At 65.4% G+C, this 21131-nt stretch carries 18 protein-coding genes; 6 read left to right on the top strand and 12 right to left on the bottom strand.

From position 1 onward, the window contains the following. Positions 1 to 17 precede the first annotated feature (17 nt). The 7 genes from GRZ55_RS01005 to GRZ55_RS00975 form a co-directional block, all read right to left on the bottom strand. Positions 18 to 2864: an FAD-dependent oxidoreductase gene (locus GRZ55_RS01005; protein WP_169285013.1), complete on the bottom strand. Its 2847-nt coding sequence runs from the start codon at positions 2862 to 2864 to the stop codon at positions 18 to 20. A 9-nt stretch (positions 2865 to 2873) separates the two neighbouring features. Further along, a complete protein-coding gene (locus GRZ55_RS01000) occupies positions 2874 to 3770 on the bottom strand; it encodes a dihydrodipicolinate synthase family protein (RefSeq protein ID WP_169285012.1) in 897 nt (298 codons plus the stop codon). Continuing rightward, positions 3767 to 4825, bottom strand: coding sequence for a phosphotriesterase (locus GRZ55_RS00995; RefSeq protein ID WP_169285011.1), 1059 nt, complete (start codon positions 4823 to 4825; stop codon positions 3767 to 3769). The genes GRZ55_RS01000 and GRZ55_RS00995 overlap by 4 nt, the downstream gene beginning before the upstream one ends. Before the next feature lies 1 nt (position 4826). After that, positions 4827 to 5639, bottom strand: a complete 813-nt coding sequence (locus tag GRZ55_RS00990) for an amino acid ABC transporter ATP-binding protein (protein ID WP_210257195.1) — start codon at positions 5637 to 5639, stop codon at positions 4827 to 4829. Positions 5640 to 5693: 54 nt separating this feature from the next. After that, a complete protein-coding gene (locus tag GRZ55_RS00985) occupies positions 5694 to 6428 on the bottom strand; it encodes an amino acid ABC transporter permease (RefSeq protein WP_169285009.1) in 735 nt (244 codons plus the stop codon). Positions 6429 to 6505: 77 nt separating this feature from the next. Continuing rightward, complete coding sequence (locus tag GRZ55_RS00980; RefSeq protein ID WP_169285008.1) at positions 6506 to 7363, bottom strand: ABC transporter substrate-binding protein; 858 nt, start codon at positions 7361 to 7363, stop codon at positions 6506 to 6508. Between the two features lie 71 nt (positions 7364 to 7434). Then, the gene (locus GRZ55_RS00975; RefSeq protein WP_169285007.1) at positions 7435 to 8727 is read right to left on the bottom strand and encodes a M20 family metallopeptidase; all 1293 of its coding nucleotides are present in this window, start codon (positions 8725 to 8727) and stop codon (positions 7435 to 7437) included. A gap of 172 nt (positions 8728 to 8899) precedes the next feature. Between GRZ55_RS00975 and GRZ55_RS00970 the strand changes: the two genes are divergently transcribed. Next, positions 8900 to 9583 (top strand): GntR family transcriptional regulator, encoded by a 684-nt coding sequence (locus tag GRZ55_RS00970; protein ID WP_368856567.1) that lies wholly within the window; start codon positions 8900 to 8902, stop codon positions 9581 to 9583. 54 nt (positions 9584 to 9637) lie between these two features. Here the strand turns inward: GRZ55_RS00970 and GRZ55_RS00965 are convergent, their stop codons facing one another. Then, complete coding sequence (locus GRZ55_RS00965; protein WP_169285006.1) at positions 9638 to 10729, bottom strand: hypothetical protein; 1092 nt, start codon at positions 10727 to 10729, stop codon at positions 9638 to 9640. Positions 10730 to 11003: 274 nt separating this feature from the next. On the opposite strand from GRZ55_RS00965, the gene GRZ55_RS00960 reads away from it, so the two are divergent. Continuing rightward, positions 11004 to 11858 (top strand): hypothetical protein, encoded by an 855-nt coding sequence (locus GRZ55_RS00960; protein WP_169285005.1) that lies wholly within the window; start codon positions 11004 to 11006, stop codon positions 11856 to 11858. A gap of 28 nt (positions 11859 to 11886) precedes the next feature. Here the strand turns inward: GRZ55_RS00960 and GRZ55_RS00955 are convergent, their stop codons facing one another. Both GRZ55_RS00955 and dsbD read right to left on the bottom strand, forming a co-directional pair. After that, positions 11887 to 12693 (bottom strand): TlpA disulfide reductase family protein, encoded by an 807-nt coding sequence (locus GRZ55_RS00955; RefSeq protein ID WP_169285004.1) that lies wholly within the window; start codon positions 12691 to 12693, stop codon positions 11887 to 11889. Continuing rightward, positions 12690 to 14441: a protein-disulfide reductase DsbD gene (gene dsbD, locus GRZ55_RS00950; RefSeq protein ID WP_169285003.1), complete on the bottom strand. Its 1752-nt coding sequence runs from the start codon at positions 14439 to 14441 to the stop codon at positions 12690 to 12692. The genes GRZ55_RS00955 and dsbD overlap by 4 nt, the downstream gene beginning before the upstream one ends. A gap of 112 nt (positions 14442 to 14553) precedes the next feature. Here dsbD and GRZ55_RS00945 point away from each other — a divergent pair, with 112 nt between their 5' ends. Continuing rightward, positions 14554 to 15219, top strand: coding sequence for a response regulator (locus GRZ55_RS00945; RefSeq protein WP_169285002.1), 666 nt, complete (start codon positions 14554 to 14556; stop codon positions 15217 to 15219). After that, complete coding sequence (locus GRZ55_RS00940; RefSeq protein WP_169285001.1) at positions 15216 to 16574, top strand: ATP-binding protein; 1359 nt, start codon at positions 15216 to 15218, stop codon at positions 16572 to 16574. Before GRZ55_RS00945 ends, GRZ55_RS00940 begins: the two co-directional genes overlap by 4 nt. Before the next feature lie 4 nt (positions 16575 to 16578). On the opposite strand, the gene GRZ55_RS00935 is transcribed toward GRZ55_RS00940, so the two are convergent. Then, positions 16579 to 17256 (bottom strand): DsbA family protein, encoded by a 678-nt coding sequence (locus GRZ55_RS00935; RefSeq protein ID WP_210257169.1) that lies wholly within the window; start codon positions 17254 to 17256, stop codon positions 16579 to 16581. Positions 17257 to 17364: 108 nt separating this feature from the next. On the opposite strand from GRZ55_RS00935, the gene GRZ55_RS00930 reads away from it, so the two are divergent. Both GRZ55_RS00930 and xth read left to right on the top strand, forming a co-directional pair. Next, positions 17365 to 18102 (top strand): L,D-transpeptidase, encoded by a 738-nt coding sequence (locus GRZ55_RS00930; protein ID WP_169285000.1) that lies wholly within the window; start codon positions 17365 to 17367, stop codon positions 18100 to 18102. Positions 18103 to 18208: 106 nt separating this feature from the next. Continuing rightward, positions 18209 to 18985 (top strand): exodeoxyribonuclease III, encoded by a 777-nt coding sequence (gene xth, locus GRZ55_RS00925; protein WP_169284999.1) that lies wholly within the window; start codon positions 18209 to 18211, stop codon positions 18983 to 18985. A gap of 3 nt (positions 18986 to 18988) precedes the next feature. Here the strand turns inward: xth and GRZ55_RS00920 are convergent, their stop codons facing one another. Beyond that, on the bottom strand, positions 18989 to 21085 hold the full coding sequence (locus GRZ55_RS00920; protein WP_169284998.1) for an ATP-dependent helicase: 2097 nt from the start codon (positions 21083 to 21085) through the stop codon (positions 18989 to 18991). Positions 21086 to 21131 lie beyond the last annotated feature (46 nt).

Genomic DNA, 21131 nt, shown 5'->3' with positions numbered 1-21131 from the left:
CTGTCGTCCTCCTTGTTTCATTGGAATCGTTCGGGCGAGAAGCGCTTCAGCTCTGCCGCGAGAGCACCGGCCCGCAGCGTTTCGGCCGCAATGCGTCCGAGCAGGGGGCCGAGTGTGTAGCCATTGGCCCCGGCGACCACCACGCAGTCGGGGTGTCCCGGCAGCGCTCCCACGATGGGCGCGCCGTCGATGTCGACATTCATCGCCGCCCAGGAGCGCAGCACGTGCAGTCCAGCGAGCTTGGGAACCACGTGCCCGGCAACCCAGAGATTTCCCCTCAGGCTGTCGAGCAGGATGCGGCTGCGGCCTGTGTCCGCATCGACGCCTGCCGACCAGGCGCCGCCGATGATGAGATTGCCGGCGCTGGCCTGCTTCATCGTGAGGTGGCGGTCGGCATGAGCCAGCAGGCACGGCACCAGCGGCGGAGCCGTTTCGGTGACCACCATCTGCAGTGGTGCGCCATGGACCGGCAGATCGACGCCCAGCATCCCTGCGAGCTTGCCCGTCCAGCCCCCCGCCGCCATGATGAGCCGCCGCGCGACGATGGACCGCCCATTCGCTTCAATGCGGTAGCCTTCCGAGAGGCGTTCGATACCCGTGATCGTCACGCCTTCGGCAAAGCGCGCGCCTGCTGCCCACGCCGCGCGGGCCAGGGCGGGCGTCGCCACCATCGGATTGATCTTGCCTTCTCCGGGGCACCAGGCCGCCGCGATCATGCGCTCGGAGACATGCGGCGCGATGCGTGCGATGGCATCGCGCTCGATCAGTTCGACCTCGATCCCGACCTCGCGCTCCGACCGGATCTTCCGGCGCAGGAAGTCGAGCTGCGCGGCGTCTTCCGCAAGCATCATGCCGCCGGTGGTCGCGATCTCGAAGGGTGTGTCCGCGCGTGTCTCCAGCTCTTTCCAGAGCGCGATCGCATCACGCTGCAGCGGCAAGGTCTGCAGGAGCGCTTCGCCACGTCCCCCGGTCTTGGAACCGAAATCGAAGGACAGGAGCTGCAGATGGAGGCTGCCCGCATTGCCGCCGGAGGATTCGGCATTGACCGGCATGCGATCGACCACCAGGGTCTCGAACCCGAGCTCGGCGGCGTGAAGCGCGGCCGAGACGCCCATGATGCCCGCGCCGACGACCAGAAGTTCGGTTCGGTCCGGCAGTTCTGTCTCGATGGACCTGAAAGACCTGCGCAAGACGGGATACTGCGCCTGTTTGTGGCCGCCCCATTCGGGCTGCTCGAGCATCAGCGCGGATGCGGGCACAGGCCGCAGGGGGGCCTGTGGCGCCATCGGGTCGCTTCCTTCAAGAAGCGTCATGGCCGCGCCGGCGCAATAGCGCCCCTGACAGCGGCCCATGCCCATTCGCGTCATGCGCTTGAGAGCGCCGAGGTCGCTCGCCCCGCGGATGACGGCCTCGCGAAGCTGCCCCGCGCGCACGCTTTCGCAGCGGCAGACAATCACATCCTGGTCGATGGGCTGGCGCGGCTCGGCATGGTAGAGCTTCCAGAGCGCGTCCTGAAAGGCCCGTGCACGGCGCAGATGGTGCCCGGCGGCAGGTGCGCCACTGCCTTCCATCCGGCCGCCCAGAAAGCCCCGCGCGGCCATACCGGCGAGACGGCCTTGCGAAAGCGCAACCTCCGCGCCGCCGATCGCCCCGCCGTCGCCCGCGACCCATGCCCCAGGGATCCCAGTGGCGCCGTCGAGGTCGCGCTCCACCTCCAATGCCCCGGTTTGTCGGTTCCAGCCGGTCTCGCAGCCCAGCATGCGCGCCAGCTCCGACTGCGGCAGGAAGCCCTCGCCAATGCACAGCGTATCAACCTCGAAGCGGCGTGAGACGCGGCCGTCGAGCGTCGATGCCTCGACGGCTTCCAGACGATCGCCGCCGAGGCACAGCGTCACCTGCCAGCCTTCGAGAATCTCGGCGCCTGCACGGGTAACCGCCCGCCTGTAGCCAAGGCCCTTGGCCACGAGGGACGGCTTGTGGCGGAGCATGGACAGCACGTGCGGAATGCCACGTGCCGTCGCCAGTCGGGCGCGCTCCAGAACCGCCAGCGGCGGCTGGTGCGACTGCGCGAGTTCGGCGGCCAGTTGCAGTCCGAGCGGCCCGTTCCCGGCGACGAGCACTCTTTTCCCGGGCAGCACGCCCTGGCTTCGCACCAGACCCTGCGCCCCGCCGATCGTCATGACGCCAGGCAGCGTCCAGCCCGGCACCATGGCCGGGCGCTCATAGGCGCCGGTCGCCAGGATGAGGGCGCGCACGCGCAGCGTCTTGGCGCGGCCATCGCCATGGAGCGCCAGCTCGAAACCGTCTTCGGTGCGGGCCCCGTGCCAGACGGTGTGGCCGGAAAGCACAACCGCCGCGGAGTGATCAAGCTGCGCACGCAGGGCGTCGCCCTCGCGATGCTGTGCATCGAGCGCGCCTTCATTCGCCGGCGCCTTGTAGTACTGCCCGCCCGGCTTCGAGCGTTCGTCGACAATGACCGTGCGGAGACCGGCGCCTTCCATTTCGAGCGCTGCCGCCAGGCCGGCCGGGCCGGCGCCCACGATCGCCAGGTCGGCGATGATGACCTCTGCCGCGCCGACTGGCGAGGACGAGAGTGCGTGCAAGGCGGCAGGCTCGGCATCGCGGTGCCTGCGCACGAGTGCGCCTTCGGGTGCGGCGGTCATGCAGGCGCGTTGGGCGGACCGGCCGTCGATTTCGACCAGGCACTCGTGGCAAACGCCCATCCCGCAGAAATAGCCTCGGTCCTCCGATCCGAGATCGGCGCGCGAACGGCGCAGCAAGCGGTGCCCTCCGCGCTCCAGCGCGGATGCCACCGTGTCGCCCGGTCGGCTCTCGACCGCATGCCCTTCGAAGACGAACCCCATCGGACTTTCTCAGGCCGCCGCTTCTCGGGTCAGCGACAGATCGTGCAGTATGTTCGCGATGTCCCGGCGCTCGGCCGGCGTGGCAGGCAGCCTTGGCGCCCGGGGATCCCCCATGGGGTGCCCCATCATGGACAGCGCGGCCTTTGTAGCCGTGACATATTGATGGCCGCCGACCATCCGGATGATGGGCAGGATTTTCCGGTAGAGCGCGCGCGCCGCGTCGTAGTCCTGCGCATCACGCGTCATGGTGAAGAGGCGCGCGAATTCGGCAGGCATGATGTTGGAGCCCACGGCAACCCAGCCTTCGGCGCCCACCACGAAGCTCTCGAAACCCAGAATGCCGCCGAAGACCGTCATGCGGTCCCCGCACAGTTCCACGATGTCGCGGACCCGCGTCACTTCGAGCGTGGATTCCTTGACGTAGCTGACATTGTCGATGCGGCTCAGCCGCGCAAGCACGTTCGGCGTCATGTCCACATTGGCTGTTGCCGGGTTATTGTAGACCATGATCGGCAGCGAGATCGCCTCTGCCACCTTGCGGTAGTGCACGAAAAGTTCGTCTTCCGTTGGCGTGGAATAGAAGGGCGGGATGATCATTACCCCATCCGCGCCGAGGCGCTCGGCCATCCTGCTGCCGCGAATGACGTCGGCGGTCCATTCTGCGCCCGTTCCGATGAGGACGGGAACGCGGCCGTTGGCCGTGTCGATCACGGTACGGGCAACCGCTTCCCGTTCCTCCTCCGTCATCGACAGGAATTCACCCGTCGACCCCAGCGGGATGAGGCCATGAATGCCTTCGGTTATCTGCCAGTCGGTGAACGCCGCGAGGGCCTTGAGGTCGACGTTTCCGTCCTCGCCGAACGGTGTGACCATCACCGTGAAGGTGCCTCGAAACGCGCTGCTCATGCTGCTTTCCTTTCAGGTAGGGCAAGAAGCCGCAGCGGGTTGCCCCGCAGCAGGCTGTCTATCTCGGCCGCGGCGAAGCCGAGCCGCGCCATGAGGGGACGGATGTTGCGGAACAGGTGGCCATAGCCGTGCCCGCCCCAGTTCCTGAGCCGCGTCCGGGTGCAGATGTCCTGGCTCACGAGCACTCGGTCGCCCAGCCCCTGGTCGAACAGTTCTCGGATCATCTCCAGGCGCTGCCGGTCGGTCGGCAGCGCGTGGTCGGCCATCCAGTAATGCGAGGTCTCGATGCCGAAGAAGTCCCACTCGACCATCACGCCGGTCCGCGCAAGTTCCGCCACCCGGGACCCTTCCGGATAGGTGCGATCCATGTGGCAGATGACGGTGCGGGAAAGGTCGGCGCCTGCCTGATCGAGGATGTCGACGACGTGGAAAGGCGCATCCGGATGCCGGCCCGGGTGAACCGAAATCCCCGCGCCGGTCGTGCGCTGGGCATCGGCTGCTGCCCGCAGCGCACGTTCTTCCACCGCCTCCAGGGGCCAGGAGCAGCCGATCTCGCCGATCAGTCCCGCCCGGCTGCTCGTTCCCTCGATGCCATCGGCGATCTCGCCGACGAAACGCTCCGCAAGTTCTTCGGCGCTGGCGCTTCGGTCAGCTTCCCCGAGATAGGCGGCGGTGTAGGTGCCGGTGGCACAGACCACAGCGAGGCCCGAGGTCCGGGATGCCGCCGCCAAACCCGCCACGTCTCGGCCGATGCCCCAGACCGTCTGGTCGACGATAAGATCGCAGCCGTCCTCCTGCGTGAAGACAAGCTCTTCGCCGGCGCGGGCGCGGTCCTGCTGGCGGGCGTTGTCCGCTGTTTCGTTCGAACGGTAGTCGATCTGCCAGCGGTTGATCATATCGATTGGCGTGCCATCCGCATGCGAGCCGGGAACAGCGATGTCGAACAGGACATGTTCGTGCACCGCCACGGCCTGAAAGTCGCCGGCTGGCCGGTCCCCGGTCACCGTCCGCACGATGCCGGAAGCATCCATTGCAGTGGGCGGCGGCGAATCCATCTCAGTGATGCAGGATCTTCGACAGGAAGATTCGCGCTTCCTCGCTCTTGGGGCGTTCGAAGAACTCCTCGGGGGTCGCCTCCTCGACGAGGCTGCCCTCATGCATGAGCAGAACGCGGTCGGCCGCGGCGCGCGCAAACCCCATCTCGTGGGTCACCACGATCATGGTCATGCCCTGATGCGAGAGATCCACCATCACCTCCAGAACCTCGGAGATCATTTCCGGATCCAGCGCCGACGTGGGTTCGTCGAACAGCATCACCTCGGGTTTCATGGCCAGCGCGCGCGCGATCGCGACCCGCTGCTGCTGGCCGCCCGACAGCTGGCGCGGATAGGCGTTCTCCTTCTCAGGCAGGCCGACCTTGGCGAGCAGTTCACGCGCTTCGGTACGAACCTCTTCCTTGTTCCGCTTCAGGATTTTGTTGGGCGCGAGGGTGATGTTGTCGATGACGCTGAGATGCGGGAACAGGTTGAAGTTCTGGAACACCATGCCCATCCCGCGCTGTTGGCGCGCGATCTGCCCGTCCGACAGCGGCACGACGCGCCCGTTCTTCTCGCGAAAGCCCATGAGTTCGCCATTGACGCGGATCGAGCCGCCATCGATGGTTTCGAGCTGGTCGATGCAGCGCAAAAGAGTGCTCTTGCCGCTGCCCGAGCGGCCGGCGAGAACCACGACTTCGCCACGCCTGACCTCCAGCGACACGCCCTTGAGCACTTCGAGACCGTGAAAGGACTTGCGGACATTGTCGATCTTCACGATCGGCTCGCCAAGCGACTTGATCCGTTTGGTGGTGGGAATCTGGCTGGGGGACATAGTGTTCATGTCGTGCCTCGATCGGGATTTGGGGCAGGATCCGTGCAGGTGGCCTCAGACGTGGCCGGCCTGCTGCGTGGCCTTCCTGAGTTTCTTTTTTGCATCGGGCGATACGGCGGCCGCAGGGCCGAACGGCTTTTCATAATGTGCTTCGATGCGGACCTGGATCAGCCCCCAGATCGAAACCAGAATGAGATACCAGATGGCGGCCACGATATAGACCTCGAGCACGCGGAACTCGATCTGCGCCAGCATCTGAGCGTTGCGCATGAGCTCTTCCATGGAGATGACCGAAGCAAGCGACGTGGTCTTCAGCATGCCGTTGAACTGGTTGCCGAGCGGGGGAATGATCGTGCGCGTGGCCTGGGGCAGGATGACGTACCACATGCGTTCGCGCCAGGTCATGCCGACGGCGCGCGCGGCGTCGTTCTGTCCCTTGTCGACCGACATGATGCCGGCGCGGATGATCTCGGCGAGATACGCGCCCTCATTCAATGCCAGGCCGATGATGGCCGATTCGATCACCGTCAGCCTGATGCCGATCTGCGGCAGACCGGTGTAGATGATGACGAGCTGGATGAGGATGGGCGTGCCACGGAAAAGCCAGATGTAGAATTCGGCCACCGCCCGCAGCGCGAAATTGCCATACATCTTGAACATCGCCGCGACGACGCCGAGGCCGAGGCCGATGGCCATGGAGACGACACTCAACCAGACCGTCGTCCACGCACCGCGCAGCATCAGTCCGTTGGTCAGATATTCGAAGAAATAGGGCCAGCTCCAGTTCATGGGGCTCTCCTCATGCAGCAGCGGATTTCAAGTCGGGAGGGCGGGGAACGAGGTCCCCCGCCCAAGATCGAGTAACCTTATTCCGGCTGGTAGAAGACCTCGAAGGAGCCGGACCACTTTTCCCAGGGATCGATGGGGGTGGCGCCATAAGATTCCATCATCTCGCCATAGGTGCCGTCCTCGCGCATTTCGGTCAGGACGTCGGCGACCGCCTGGGCCAGGGCCTCGGCCGAAGGATCGAAGCCGAACGCGCTGGGAAGGCCCGGATTGAGGCCTGAAGCGCCGACCGCGAACTGGCCGCGTTCGGCATAATAGGCGCCGGTCGCGTCAGGTGCGAAAACGGCCTTCACCTGGCCCGCGCCGAGTGCCGCGAAGGCTTCGGCGAAGGTGTTGAAGGACTGGATGTCCATCGTCGTCAAGCCGGCGGCGACCTGCTCGTCGTTGATCTCCCGGATCAGACGGTCGGCGAAGCCCGCGATCTCGGTTCCCACAGGCTCGCCGGCGAGCTGTTCGTAACCTTCGATGTTGTCGGGGTTGTCACGCTGGACCACGATAGCCAGGGCGTTGACGGTGTAGGGCACGAGACGGATGATCTTCTCGCGTTCCTCGGTGTAGTACATGCCGGTGTTGATCATGTCCCAGCGCTTGTTGGCCAGGCCGGGAATCTGGACCTCGAAACCGACATTGCGATATTCCGGTTCGAGGCAGAGACGCCGGGCGATCTCGTTGCCGAGATCGGGATGCAGGCCCTGCAGATTGCCCGAGGAGTCGATGAACTGGCGCGGTGGGATCGTCGCGTTGATCGACATCACCAGTTTTCCGGCTTCGACGGTTGGCAGGTTTTCCGGACAGTCCTGGGCGTGGCCGGCCGATGTGCCAGCCGCGAGGATCGCCATCAGACCGAGAGAGGAGACGAAGGTTCTGGAAATGCGCATTCTGGTTGCTCCCATTGGAATGCCTGTGTCGGATCTTTCGTACGATCGCAGGCGGGTTGTGGACGACTGTTTCAGTTCGTCCCGTTTCGGCGCTCGCCGCACCAGCCGAGGATGATCTCGGTCGTGGCTGTGGCCATGCGCAGGAAGTCGTCACGGTCGATCCACTCGTCGGTTCGTCCGTTCTGGGTGAGATCGCCGCACAGCCCCCCGATGGCCACCGTGGGGATGCCCTTCTGGACAATCGGATTGCGGATGTCGCTGGAGGTGTGCATCGGGTTGACGTGCGGAACGACGCCCGTGACGGCTTCCACGGCGCGGGCCGCGGCCAGATAGAGCGGGTGGTCCGGCGGGCATTCGGCGCCGGTCACGCCGGCGACCCATTCGATGCGGGGCGGATTTTCGGCAAGCCACCGGTCTTCTGCCGCCGCCGTCATGATCGCGGCTTCCACCTGAGACTTCACATCCTCCAGCGTCTCGCCCGGCGGGAAAGACAGGGCACAGCCCATCGTGCATTCGAGGTTGATGCGGCCGAAACGCCGATCCTCGCCGCAGGAGATGTTGGAAATCAGCAGGTTGGTCGATCGCCCCACGACCTTGTCGATGGCGGGATGGTGGATGTTGGCGCCGCGCTCGGCGTCGAGCTTCTTCAGGGCGGCGTGAATGAGGACGGCCTTGTCGAGCGGGTTCTCGGCAAGATGGGAAAATGCGGTGTGGCTGGGTTCCGTCGTATCGGGATACCTGCCGCTGATGATGATCCGGAACTCAAGATGACCCGAGGCGAGGGCCTTTATTTCGGTGAGGCCCGCGCCGGACTCGGCCGGGTGCAGATAGAGCGCCCCGTCGGCTTCGAAATTGTCGTGAAGGGCGGCCGAAACGCCGCGGGCGTGGCGCTTGCTGGGCGCGCTGATGAAGACGATGTCGCCGCGATCGGCCTCTGGGACGGCCGCGGCTGCTTCGAGCGCGAGCGCACCTGCGGCAATGCCGGCGAGGTCGTCGGCGACGCCCCAGCCATAAAGGCGCCCGGCGCGCTCCTCGAGCACGAAGGGACTGGAGGACCACGCCTCGATATTGTCGACGGGCTCGCTGTCGGGATGGGCGAAAACCAGGATCGAGCGCTTCTGCGGATCACCGGGAAGGCGGGCGACCACGTTCGTCCGCTGGCCCTGAGTCTGGGCGCGACCGCCGGCGAATTCTCCGATGACTGGCACGGCGGCGGGATCGTAGGCACGTTCGTCCACGATGCAGCCATTGGCTCGAAGCCTGTTGGCCACACATTTCTGGACGGCCGGTTCGCCCGACGCCTGGGCCGCCACCAGTTCCTTCAGAAAGCTGAGCGCGCGCGCTCCTGCGGATTGATCCACCATATGCCGCCGTTCCCCTGGCTGATTTTTGTTGTGTGCAAAAGAAAGCATCCTGTACGCATCAATGCAACAATTGTTTTTGGTTGGTATACAATTTGTGATCCGCTATGATGGTTGCGGCATACAAACAAGCGGGCCGGAGCCCCGGGCGCGGTTCGGACGAGGAGAATGGAAGGTGGAGCGCTACACCCCACGCGAAAGGGCCAGCGAGGCCAGGCACGCGCTGCCCCAAGCGGCAGCCAACATGTCGGCGCATGCCTATGGCATCCTCTCGGGCATGATCATGCGTCGAGAACTGCGCGGCGGAGACAAGCTGGTGGAACAGCGACTGGCAGAGCAGTTGCAGATTTCGCGCACGCCGCTGCGCGAAGCCATGCAGCGGCTGGAAGGCGAGGGACTGATCCGCAAGGGGGCCACGCGCTCCTACGTCGTGCGCGTCGTCGAGATGCGCGAATATCTGCAAAGCCTGCGGGTGCGAAAGGTACTGGAGGCCGAAGCCGCCGCGCTTGCGGCCGGCAAGGTCGGGCCGGAGGAGATTGCGCGCGTGCGGGAAGTGGTCCTGGCTCTGGAGCGCATGGTTCCCTACAACACACAGGCCCATTGGGCCTGCGACGACGAGGTTCACAATCTCTTCATCGACGCGTGCGGAAACGGTGTCATGGCGGCGATCCTGCGCGACATGCGCGTGACGACGCGATTGTTCGAGATCGCGCAACTGGCCGAACGGCTGGGGCCGGACTCCCGCGAGCATCTCGCGATCCTCGATGCGATCGAGGCCGGCGATTCCGAGAAGGCGCGCGCGGCGATGGCCGCGCATGCCCAGTCACTTTTCGATTTCGCGGTCGGAACGATCAGCTAGGCTGACAGGAGGGCCGCATTCTCTTCCCGCCCCCCCCCTCTCCCCCCCCTGAGATCAAGCCTGTGCCCTTGGGGCGGGCGCGGCCCGGCCAAGCAGGCGGATGAGGCTCCCCAGCGCCCCAAGTGTCCAGGTCAGCGGTGACAGGACCAGTTTCAGCAGCAGGAAGACGATGAGGCAGAGCACGAAATAGGCGGCAAACGCGCCAAGCCAGGCCGGCAGGCCCGCCTGTTCCGCAACCCAGCCCGCCGCGGATGTCAGGAGATGCGGCCTCGTGATCGCCACATAGGGAAGGGCCACGACCGCCGCGACGCCGGCAGCCGTTCCCACCGCCGAAAGTGATCGTACCGCGCCTCTGCCGGCGGCTCGTAAATGGGCAATGCGCAAGGTGCCGCGACTGGCCGCGATCGGCGCCCGTGCGACCTGCAGCGCCTTGGCAGCCGCGCCGATGCCGCCCACCACGACGACCGCATCGAACGCGGCCCAGCCTACTTCGCTCCACGTTGGAAGCCGCTCGCCGCGCGCGATCACGCTTTCAAGGTCCGATATCCCGCCGAATACGACGTTCTTGGCGCCGAGCAGGGTGCGGGTGAACTGTCTGCGCACGGCTTTGCCGTCGACGACCTCGAATTCCGAAAGAAATTCATGGCCGCGCTCCTCAAGCTCGTGAATGGCGATGAGGCCATATTGCTCGGGTGTGATCTCGGCGAGCCCGAAGCCCATGCGGCCATCGTTCCAAAGCCGCGACAGACCCTGGCCGACAGTCTCCTGCAAGAGGTACTGCGAGGAGCCGTTTTCCACGAAATATGCGATCACCGGCACGACTGGATGGCCGATCCTGCCGAAAACTTCCCTGAACGCCGCCTCCTCGCCATAGACGAGGAAAACCTTTGCCGCGTCTTCGCCATAGCGCGCGTCAGCCTCGATCCAGCCTAACCCGCCCGACACGCAGGCTGCCAGAAGCCACGCTTGCTTCTCCCGTGCAGCCCGGTCGCGCAGGGGGCACAGCGTGCTCTCCTTGCTCAACTCGGCCGCCACGGCGGCGTGCGTCACTTCCTCTTCGAAGGAACCGCGATCCTGCCATTGCCAGCGCAGCGTCAGGCCGATGGCCAGGACGAGGGCCGCTGCAAGCACATATCTGAGTTTCAAGCAGAATCCTCCGGCAGCGATGTCGTCGCAGGTATCGAAATGATGGCATCAGTCGATCGACCGATCCCGGAACCTAGAATATGGTGCAAAGGCGGCCGGATTTTGTCCCGAACATGCATTCCAATCCCGTCCAGCCTCGAATACAGGCTGGAATGAACGTTACCGGTTCTTCTGGCGAGGGCATCCTCTGCTGGGAGCCAGAAGCATCGCAGGGAACGGATTCAACAAACGCGGCTTGGGTTCTTCAGGCACACCCCTACGACATAAGAAATGCATGTCACTTTCAATCCAGGACATTGCCGGCAGGCCTGATTTCCTCGGCTTCATCCAGCAACAGGCAAAGGCGATGGTCGAACTCGATCGCCAGCATGCGAAGATGGCGACCGCGTTCCGGACCCAGCAAAGGTGGAAGCTGGGCCAATTGTCGTTGGCCTTGTACCTCAAGTCGCTGAGAGACCCCGAAGTCGAGGGGCTCAATGCCGCCAGGTTTCTGGAGGAAGCCGAAAGGCTGGGCATTGCAAGCCGCAACACGGCGGACACGTTTCTTCAGCAGATGATCGCCTTCGGTGCCTTGCAGCCGCTTGAACCCAAGGGGGATCGCCGCAAGCGGTTTCTCAGGCCGGCCGAATTCTCGCTTGCCATATTCGATGACTGGCTGAGCATCTATCTGGCGACCCTCGATCGCCTGGACGGAGGCGCTCGTGTCCAGAGCTACCGGCAGGATCGAGACGCGATTGCCGTCATCCAGCCGCTGGTCGCGGAGCTCTTTCTTCCGCCGATGACGGTCCGCCAGCCGGAGGCCGGCGTGTCGCCGTTCATCTGGGCCAATAACGGCTTTATTGTTACCGAGCATCTCGTCATGGGGCTCGATGCCCACGCCATGGAGGGCGACAGGTTTTTCACTTCGGTCACCGCCATTTCCGATCTGGCGGCGGTTCTGAACATGTCGCGGTCGAACGCCGCCCAGAAATTGCGTGAGGCCGAGACACTTGGCGCGATCGGCTGGGAAGGCGCGCGCGGGCAATCGCGGATGTGGCTCTCGCGCGAACTCGTCGATACCTATCTCGGTCATCAGGCGGGTATATTGGCGCATGTCGATCATGCCTATGCGAGCCATTTCGCCGCGTAACCGCTGCGACCCCTCCTGCGGACGACGATCAGCGTTCGGTGTTTTCCAGCGCTCCGATCTTCTCCACGAACGCCTCTCTCGAGATCTCGCCCAGATGCATGTCGACCAACGTCCCTTCGGTATCGATGAAGAGCGTGGCGGGCAGCCCCCTGGCGCCATAGTGGCGCCCCAGTTCGCCGAGCCCGTCCATGAGCACGTTCGGCAGGAACAGCTGTTCGCCGCCCAGGTAGGATCGGATGCGCGGCGCGTCCTCGCCCTGGTTGGCAAAGACGAACGTGACGTCGGATGTGGCAGCCGCGACATCGGCCATCATCGGCATCTCGCGACGGCAGGGCGGGCACCAGGTCGCCCAGAGATTGACGACCATCGGCTGTCCGCCGAGCGCGGCGAGCTGGACGGGTTCGTGGGCGAGAGTGTGCAGCGGATGTTGCGGCAGCTCGATCGGCTCGACGCCTGAGGTCAGCAGGGTCGCCGAATGCCAGACGAAGAGGCCGGCGGCCAGGCTGGCGATGCCTGCCACGCGCTGGCCTGCCGGCCGGACCAAGAAAAACAGGAGCATGATCGCCACGATCACTCCTGTCTGCCAGTGGAACCCGCCTTGCCAGATGGCGACGATCCGCCAGGGCTCCGGCGCAAAGGTCTCCCAGTTGATCGCCACATGGCCCAGCCGCGCAGCGACCACGCCGGCAAGGAAGGCGTGGGTGGACCAGCGGCCGAGGGGCTCGCCCATGCGCCGTGCGATGATTGCTGTCACGGCAAGAAAGACCGCAATGCCGATGAGGGCGCTGACACGGTCCGTCGACAACATCAGCGGACCGATATTGATGGCGTTCATCGCGGATCCTTCAATGTCGTCGCCGCGTCCACGAGTTCACCAGCCGACAGGTTTCCGATCAGGCGCGTACCGGCCACTTCCCGCCGGGCGCTGTCGAAGAACAGCATGGTCGGCGGTCCTGCCACGGCGAGTTCCGACAGCAGCGACTGGGTGCTGCTGTCGAGATCGGTGACGTCGAGCTTGATGAGATGGACGTTTTCCAACGCGTCGGCCACCTCTTCCCTGGGGAAGACCGATCTCTCGATCGAGCGACAGATGGTGCACCATTCGGCCGTGACATAGACCATCACCGGTCGCCCATCGGCCTTGTCGAAGGCGCCGATCAGTTCGTCCGGGCTTCGCGCCGTCACGAAGGCAAGGGATGTGGCGGGCGGCGACTGGAGCGATATCCTCGCCTCGGCCTGCATGGGGGCCTCGCCCGGGACGAGCGACCCGGCCATGAGACCTACACCCAGCATGGCAAGCGCGGACGCGGTCTTCGCCCACCCACCCCGGGCGCGGAGAAAGAGGTCTGCCGCGCCGACAAGGGCCACGGTCGCATAAAGGAGCGGTTCGATTCCCTGCGGGAGAAGCGGGGCTGCGATCCAGATGCTCATCAGGACGAAACCGTAACCGAACAGGCGCCTGACAGCTTCCATCCAACGGCCGGCGCGTGGCATCAACCGGCCGCCGAAGGTCGCCATGGCGATCAGCGGCAAGCCCTTGCCGACACCCAGGGCAAAGAGTGCCAGCGCGCCGACACGCCAGTCACCGCCCTGGCCGATATAGACCAGCGCGCCAGCGAGCGGGGCGGTCACGCAGGGACCGACGAGAAGCGAGGAACCGAAGCCGAGAGCGGCGGCCGAGCCGAGCGAACCTCCGCCGCCTGCACTGCGCGCAAGCCGGTTCGTCAAGAAACCGGGAAGCTGAAGCTCGAACCAGCCGAAACTGGCTGCAGCCAGCACCAGGAAGACGATCGCAATGGCTGCCGTCGTGATCGGCGATTGCAGCGCGAACTGGACATTCTGCCCTGTCCAGCCCACCAGCGCACCGACAAGCGCGAAAGCAAGGGCGAGCGACACGACATATGTCGAGGAAACCAGAAGACCGCGCCCGGCGCTCATCGACTGTCCTTGCCTCCCAAGCATGCCGAGCACGATCGGGTAGATGGGAAAGACGCACGGCGTGAAGGCCAGCAGGACGCCGAAGCCGAGAAAACTGAGCGCGATCCAGAAAGCACCGTCGGTGAGCAGGATTGCGGAGGATGCATCCGCATCATCGGCGATCACGATCCCGGCCGCGGCAAGACGAGAACTCTCGGCGCTCCCATTCGGAGCGGTCCGCCCGAAGGCGCTCGCATCCTGCGATATCTCGAGCGAGGCGGTATCGATGTAGCGCGTTTCGGGTCTGTAGCAGATGCCGTCATCCTGGCATCCCTGATAGACCAGCTGGATCACGCTGGCTTCATGACCTGCCAGCGTGACCACCGCCTCGTCGAAGAGCACTTCCACGGCGCCGAAACCTGGATCGACCTTCATCTCGCCTTCCGAAACGCCGAAAGGGATATCCTCCTCGTCGCTAGAGATGCGAAAGTGATCGCGATAGAGATAATAGCCCTGTGCGATGGCCCACCGCAGTTCGATCCGGCCATCGATCCGCTCCGCCGACACGGAGAAGGCCTCGTCCACGGGCAGTGGCTGCCCGGGCGCGGCCTTGGCCGGCGAGAGCATGAGCAGTGCCGTCAGTAATGCTGCGGTGATTGCCCGCATCTTGATGCAGCCTCCTTGTGTTGCGACGGGAGGGAGATCGTCGCGACGGCTTAAGGCAGCCTTAAGCCGGATCATCGACGGCAAAGTGGACAAAACGCAAAAACGGAATGGCATGCGCATACTCATCGTGGAAGACGACCCCCTGCTTCGCGACGGACTTGCCGTTGGGCTCGAAATGGCCGGATTCAGCCCCGATGCGGTGGCCTGCTGTGCCGATGCCGAAGCGGCCATGCGCGGAAGCGAGTACGAGGCTGTGGTTCTGGACGTGATGCTGCCCGACGGTTCCGGGCTCGATTTCCTCGCCGAGCGGCGGCGACTGAGCGATGCCACGCCTATCCTGCTCCTGACCGCCCGCGACCAGATTCCCGATCGCATCGCCGGCCTCGATGCGGGTGCAGACGATTATCTTGGCAAGCCGTTCGACCTCGACGAACTCGCGGCACGGCTGCGCGCGCTGCTGCGGCGCCGGGCGGGGCGGACCAGCGTGATGCTGCAATGGGAGGATGTGACACTGGACCCTGCCTCCCTGTCGGTCACGCGGGGTGGTCGCGACGTGCCGCTGACGCGGCGCGAATTCACCATTCTGCGCGCCCTGATGGAGCGGCCCGGGGCCGTACTCGGCAAGGCCAGCCTTGAGGAAGTGATCTATGGCTGGCAGGAGGGTGCGGAGAGCAATGCGGTCGAGGTGCATGTCCACAACCTGCGCGGCAAGCTCGGCCCGGGCGTCGTGCAGACCGTCCGGGGGATCGGCTACCGGGTGGGTGGAGAACGGCCATGAGATCGATGCGCGCGCGTCTGCTGCTGATCCTGCTCGTCACGACGGGAGCCGCCTGGCTGTCGGCGGCCGGCTGGATATATTTCAGTACCCAGGCGCAGGTCGAACAGGTTCTGGATGCACGATTGCGCGAAGCCGCACGCATGGTCGATTCGCTGCTCACCGACGAACGCATCGAAGTCGCATCTGCCGCGCAAATGCTTCCGGAGGCCGGCATCGAGCGCGACTGGGGCGCCGAGAACTACAGCCGCCAATTATCCTGCCAGATATGGTCGCTTTCCGGCGAGATGGTCGGGCGCTCTGAAGCCGCCCCCCGACAACGGCTGGCGGGCGAAGGCGAGGGCTTTTCCCAGACGGTCGTCGACGGTGAGACATGGCGGGTCTACACGGTTCTCAACCCAGGCCGCGGCGTCCAGGTGATGGTCGGCGACAATCTCAAGATCAGGCAGTCGCTGGTCAATGGCGTCATGATGGGAACGCTGTTTCCCATGACCCTGATGCTGCCGGTGGGCGGCCTCCTGATCTGGCTGGCGGTGCGTGGCGGCCTGGCGCCGCTCGACCGGATGGCGAGAGCGCTGTCGGCGCGCCGCGCCGACGACCTCAGGCCGGTCGGTGACGAGAGTGGTCCGGCCGAACTGCGCCCGATGCTTGCCGCGCTCAATGGCCTGTTCGCGAGGGTGGAGGCGGCGCGCGAGCGCGAGAAGAGCTTCACCGCCTTCGCCGCCCATGAACTCAGGACGCCGCTCGCGGGCGTCAAGACCCAGGCCCAGATCGCACTCGCCAGCAAGGATCCGGAAGTGAGAGCGCGCGCGCTTGCCCAGATCGCAGGCGGCGTCGACCGTTCCTCGCGCCTGGTGAGCCAGCTGCTTGATCTGGCCGCCGCCGATGCGAGCGAGGATGATCTGCCGCCGGAGCCGGCCGATCTCGGACGCGTGCTGGAGGATGCGAAACGCGCTGTCGAACCCTTGCGGCAGAGGAGCGGTGTCACTTTCGCCGTGGCGGGCAATCTCGACGGCAGGGTCGCGTGCAACGAGCCACTGGCCACGACGGCCCTGAAGAACGTTCTCGAAAACGCGCTCCTTCATTCCCCCGACGGCGGCTGCATCGCCATCTCGACAGCTAGCGGGGACGGGCTCGTCTCGGTCGTGGTCGAGGATGAGGGCCCCGGCATGAACGAGGATGATATCGAGCATGCCGCGGAACGCTTCTTCCGCGGCCAAACGCCGCTCTCGTCTGGAACGGGATTGGGACTGGCCATCGTGGAGACGGTCCTGAAGCGCGCCGGTGGGACCCTGGCCATCGCGAACCGCCCCGGAGGGCGTGGCCTGACCGTCTCGCTGACCTTCCCTGCCGCGTGAGCCCTCACCCGTTCATGCGCTCGCGCGCATCGGCCACGACCTGGCGGAACCCCTCTTCGTTGAGTGCGGCCGTCACCAGGAAGGGGCCGACGATATAGGCCGGCGTCCCGCGCAGCCCCAGGCCGTCGGCCTGATCGGAATTGCGCCGCAGGAGGGCGCTGATATCGGCCCGCGCGTTATCCATGTCCTGCTCCAGACGCCGGACATCGAGTTCGGCACTTGCGACCGCATCGTGCATGGCGGCGTCGTCGGCACGTCCCTCGAGCGACATCAGCGCGTGGTGAGCCGGCTCGTATCGGCCTTGTCGATGGGCGGCCAGGGCCAAGAGCGCCCCGGTCACGGACGCTTCGGAGAGGATCGGCCAGTCCTTGTAGATGAGACGGATGTCGCCATCCTCCCGCACCACCTTGGCGAGCGGTACGGTGGACTGCCGGCAGAACGGGCAATTGTAGTCGAAGAAGCTGACAATGGTCAGGCCGCCATCCGGATTGCCGCCGATCGGCGTCTCTGGATCGTTGAAAAGAAGTTCCGTCGCCGAGTCGCTCGCCATCACCGGGTGGGGCCGAACAACCATGGCGCCCAGCAGGGCGAGCGTGCCCAGTCCGGAGAGCAAGGCCCGACGCGAGATTACCGACTGGGCCGGGCTGGTGGCAGTTCGGCGGATGAAGGGGCTGGAAGGCATGGTTTGGCTCCACATTGCTGATGCGGGGCAGGATGGGGCGGCGCCTTAAGGCAGGCTTAAGCTGGGGTGGGCCTCTCCGCCGCACAGCAAGAACCATAGAGGCCATGAATGTCCCACACGAAGTCCGCTTCGAGCCAATCCCGACTGCCGTCCCTGTCGCGCCGCGCCTTTGTCATCGGCGTTGGAGCTCTCACGGTGGCCGGCTGCACGACGGCACGCCAACCCATGCCCGAAATTGCGGCCGCGCCGCCCGCTCCCCCACCGGTGCCGGCGACCCCTCCCATGTATTTCGCGATGCCTCAGGAGCGCTTCCCGCTTCCCGAAGTCGACATGAGCCAGCTTGAAGAGCGCTTCTGGAGAACGGAAATCGACTATTCGACCGACGAGGCGGCCGGAACGCTCATCGTCGATACGCCGAACAAATATCTCTACCATGTCCGCCCGGCCGGCCGTGCCACGCGTTATGGAATCGGGGTCGGACGCGAGGGCTTTGCCTGGTCGGGCCGCGCCATCGTCGCCTACAAGCGCGAGTGGCCGCGCTGGACGCCGCCCGATTCCATGGTTGCGCGCCAACCGGAACTCGAACCCTACAGCATCGCCAATGGCGGCATGGATCCCAGCCTCGAAAACCCGCTCGGCGCGCGGGCGCTCTACATCCATCAGGGCGGTCGCGACACGCTCTACCGCCTGCATGGCACGCCGGAAGCCTGGTCGATCGGCAATGCCGTCTCCTCCGGCTGCATCCGCCTGATCAACCAGGACGTGATCCACCTCCACGACAATGTGCGTGACGGCAGCCCGATCGTGGTCATTCCCGACCCGACGATGGAGCACCTCGCCGTCTAGCGGCGCTGCGGCTTCTACCGACCACGCGTCACGGCGCGGGCTGGCAGCTGCCACAAACAAATCTCCGGGCGTGGGCACAAACCGCGCCCGGGGGCATTCTCCCTGCATGAAGATCGCCACCTTCAACATCAACGGCGTGAACAGGCGATTGGCCAACCTGCTCGCCTGGCTCAAGGAAACACAGCCAGACATCGTGTGTCTTCAGGAACTTAAGGCGGAGCAGGGCGCCTTTCCCCATGAGGCGCTGGCCCGCGCAGGTTACGATGCCGTCTGGGCGGGGCAGCGGAGCTGGAACGGGGTCGCCATCCTCTCGCGCATCGGCGAACCGGTGCTCACCCGAGCCCGTCTTCCCGGCGACATTTCCGATCGGCAGTCCCGTTACATCGAGGCCGCCGTCGCGGGCGTGCTGGTGGCTTCCCTCTATGCCCCCAACGGCAACCCGCAGCCCGGCCCGAAATTCGATTACAAGCTTGCCTGGCTGGAGCGGTTGCGCAGACATGCGACATCTCTGCGCAAGACGGGTGCGCCTGTCGTACTGGCGGGCGACTTCAACGTCGCCCCGAACGATCTCGACATCTACCCGACAAAATCATGGAATGATGACGCCCTCATCCACCCAGAAAGCCGGGCGGCCTTTCGCAAGCTCGTCGGTCGCAGCTGGACAGACGCTCTGCGCTATATCCATCCCGACGAGCGCATCTACACTTTCTGGCACTATAAGCGCATGCGCTGGCAGCGCGATGCGGGTTTGCGGCTCGATCATCTGCTGCTCAGCGCAAACCTTCGCGACAGGCTCGAGGGCGCCGGCGTCGACCGCGAGGTGCGGGGGCTGGAAGGGGCGAGCGATCACGCGCCCGTCTGGATCGGTCTGCGGCGGCTGTGATGCCTAGCGCCACATGCCGCGCATCTTCGCCTTGAGGTCGACGCGGATGTCGGGTTGCGGCGCGCGTCCGCTTGCCGCTTGCGTAGGCGGCGGCCATGAGCTGCGCGCGAAGCGGTCCAGCATGGGCTCGGTGATGAAGCGGGTGCGCGAGGCATAGACGTGCCGGTCACCGCGCGCGGCCTGGCCGTGCACGAAGAAGCGTTGCGGCGTGATGAGGTGCAGGCCGTCCTTCGCCCGCGTCATGGCCACATAGAGCAGCCGTCGCTCCTCCTCGATCTCGTCGCGCTCGCCCACGGCAAGATCGCTCGGGATGCAGCCATCGACCGCATTGAGGACGAAGACCCTGGTCCACTCCTGGCCCTTGGCCGAATGGATCGTCGACAGGATCAGATAGTCCTCGTCGAGATGCGGCGGCCCGGCCTCGTCGCTGGTCGCATCCGGCGGGTCGAGCGTGAGGTCTGTCAGGAAGCGCTCCCGCGAGGGATAGCCTGCCGCGATCTGTTCGAGCTGCAGGAGATCGGCACGCCGTGTCATCGCATCCTCGTGGATGCGCTCCAGATGCGGCTCGTACCACAGCCGGAGGCGTTCGAGATCGGCGGGCCAGGCGGATCTGGCCCGCAATCCCGAGAAGAGATCGACGAAGCCGGGCCAGTCGGCGTCGGCCCGCGCCGGGGCACGGAAGAACTGGAGGCCGAGGGCAGGATCGAGCGAGCGCTCCATTGCCTCCATGGCATTGGCCGCGGCCGATGGGCCGATGCCGGGGATGAGCTGCATGACGCGAAAGGCGGCGACCCGGTCCTTGGGATTTTCGGCGAACCGAAGCACGGCCAGCATGTCCTTCACATGCGCGGAATCCAGGAATTTCAGCCCGCCGAATTTTACGAAGGGAATGTTGCGGCGGGTAAGCTCGATCTCCAGCGGGCCGGAATGGTGCGCGGCGCGGAAGAGCACAGCTTGCTGTTTCAGGGCCACGCCCTCCTCGCGTGCTTCGAGCACATGATCGGCGACATAGTTCGCCTGTTCGGCCTCGTCGCGCACGGTGACCAGCCGCGGCAGGTCGCGCGAGGTCCGCTCGGTCCAAAGGTTCTTGGTGAAGCGTTCGGCAGCCTCGCCGATCACCGCGTTCGCCGCGGCCAGGATCGCATCTGTCGAGCGGTAGTTGCGGTCGAGCGTCACCACGCGGGCGGGTTCGGCAAAATGCCCGGGGAAGTCGAGGATGTTGCGCACTTCGGCGGCGCGGAAGGAATAGATCGACTGCGCGTCGTCGCCCACTACGGTCAGGCCGCGCCCGTCCGGTTTCAGCGCCAGGAGGATTGATGCCTGCAGGCGGTTCGTGTCCTGGTACTCGTCGACCAGGATGTGGTCGAAACGGCTGCCCAGATGTTCCGCGATCGATGGCTCCGAGCACATCTGCGCCCACCAGAGCAGCAGATCATCGTAATCGAGCACGTTCTGCGCCTGCTTGGCGTCCACATAGGCCGCAAAAAGCTGCTTCAACTCTTCGGCCCAGCCGATGCACCAGGGAAAGCTCTTCGCCAGTATGGGTTCAAGCTCGGCCTGGGCATTGACCACACGGGAATAGATCGCGAGGCAGGTGCCCTTGGCCGGGAAGCGGCTTTCGGTCTTCGACAGGCCGAGATCATGGCGCACCAGGTTCATCAGGTCGGCGGAGTCTTCCCGGTCATGAATGGTGAAGGCGGGATCGAGCCCGATTTCCAGCGCATAGTCGCGCAGCAGCCGCGCGCCAACGGCATGGAAGGTCCCGGCCCAGCCGAGACCCTCGGTCAGTGCCGCTGCCTTGTCGCCCATCACCCGCGCGGCGATGCGCTCGACCCGGCTCTTCATCTCCGTTGCCGCGCGGCGCGAAAACGTCATCAGCAGGATGCGCCGCGGATCGGCGCCGCTGACGATCAGATGCGCGACTCGATGCGCGAGCGTATTGGTCTTGCCCGACCCGGCGCCGGCGATTACCAGCAGCGGTCCCGCGACCTGCCCGCCGCCATGTTCGACGGCGGCGCGCTGCTCGGCATTCAGCGCGGCGAGAGGATCGACCGTTTGGGCGGGCGTGCGTTCGGGCGAATCGCGAAGGGCAAGGTTCATGGGATCGGAATGAACTCTGTTTCCGGTTCGTTCGCAACCGTCGCCC

It is taken from the genome of Chelativorans sp. ZYF759 (assembly GCF_012911015.1).
Classification (GTDB): domain Bacteria; phylum Pseudomonadota; class Alphaproteobacteria; order Rhizobiales; family Rhizobiaceae; genus ZYF759.
The sequence above is the reverse complement of the archived record's forward strand: the minus strand, read 5'-3'. Positions and strand labels throughout refer to the sequence as shown.

What these genes read in the sequence shown, in the direction of transcription:
- GRZ55_RS01000 (WP_169285012.1), bottom strand. Translation starts at nt 3,770, where the DNA reads ATGAGCAGCGCGTTTCGAGGCACCTTCACGGTGATGGTCACACCGTTC.
- GRZ55_RS00985 (WP_169285009.1), bottom strand. Translation starts at nt 6,428, where the DNA reads ATGAACTGGAGCTGGCCCTATTTCTTCGAATATCTGACCAACGGACTG.
- GRZ55_RS00940 (WP_169285001.1), top strand. Translation starts at nt 15,216, where the DNA reads ATGAGATCGATGCGCGCGCGTCTGCTGCTGATCCTGCTCGTCACGACG.
- GRZ55_RS00920 (WP_169284998.1), bottom strand. Translation starts at nt 21,085, where the DNA reads ATGAACCTTGCCCTTCGCGATTCGCCCGAACGCACGCCCGCCCAAACG.
- GRZ55_RS00930 (WP_169285000.1), top strand. Translation starts at nt 17,365, where the DNA reads ATGTCCCACACGAAGTCCGCTTCGAGCCAATCCCGACTGCCGTCCCTG.
- GRZ55_RS00980 (WP_169285008.1), bottom strand. Translation starts at nt 7,363, where the DNA reads ATGCGCATTTCCAGAACCTTCGTCTCCTCTCTCGGTCTGATGGCGATC.
- GRZ55_RS00975 (WP_169285007.1), bottom strand. Translation starts at nt 8,727, where the DNA reads ATGGTGGATCAATCCGCAGGAGCGCGCGCGCTCAGCTTTCTGAAGGAA.
- GRZ55_RS00960 (WP_169285005.1), top strand. Translation starts at nt 11,004, where the DNA reads ATGTCACTTTCAATCCAGGACATTGCCGGCAGGCCTGATTTCCTCGGC.
- dsbD (WP_169285003.1), bottom strand. Translation starts at nt 14,441, where the DNA reads ATGCGGGCAATCACCGCAGCATTACTGACGGCACTGCTCATGCTCTCG.
- GRZ55_RS00955 (WP_169285004.1), bottom strand. Translation starts at nt 12,693, where the DNA reads ATGAACGCCATCAATATCGGTCCGCTGATGTTGTCGACGGACCGTGTC.
- xth (WP_169284999.1), top strand. Translation starts at nt 18,209, where the DNA reads ATGAAGATCGCCACCTTCAACATCAACGGCGTGAACAGGCGATTGGCC.
- GRZ55_RS00935 (WP_210257169.1), bottom strand. Translation starts at nt 17,256, where the DNA reads ATGCCTTCCAGCCCCTTCATCCGCCGAACTGCCACCAGCCCGGCCCAG.
- GRZ55_RS00990 (WP_210257195.1), bottom strand. Translation starts at nt 5,639, where the DNA reads ATGTCCCCCAGCCAGATTCCCACCACCAAACGGATCAAGTCGCTTGGC.
- GRZ55_RS00995 (WP_169285011.1), bottom strand. Translation starts at nt 4,825, where the DNA reads ATGGATTCGCCGCCGCCCACTGCAATGGATGCTTCCGGCATCGTGCGG.
- GRZ55_RS01005 (WP_169285013.1), bottom strand. Translation starts at nt 2,864, where the DNA reads ATGGGGTTCGTCTTCGAAGGGCATGCGGTCGAGAGCCGACCGGGCGAC.
- GRZ55_RS00945 (WP_169285002.1), top strand. Translation starts at nt 14,554, where the DNA reads ATGCGCATACTCATCGTGGAAGACGACCCCCTGCTTCGCGACGGACTT.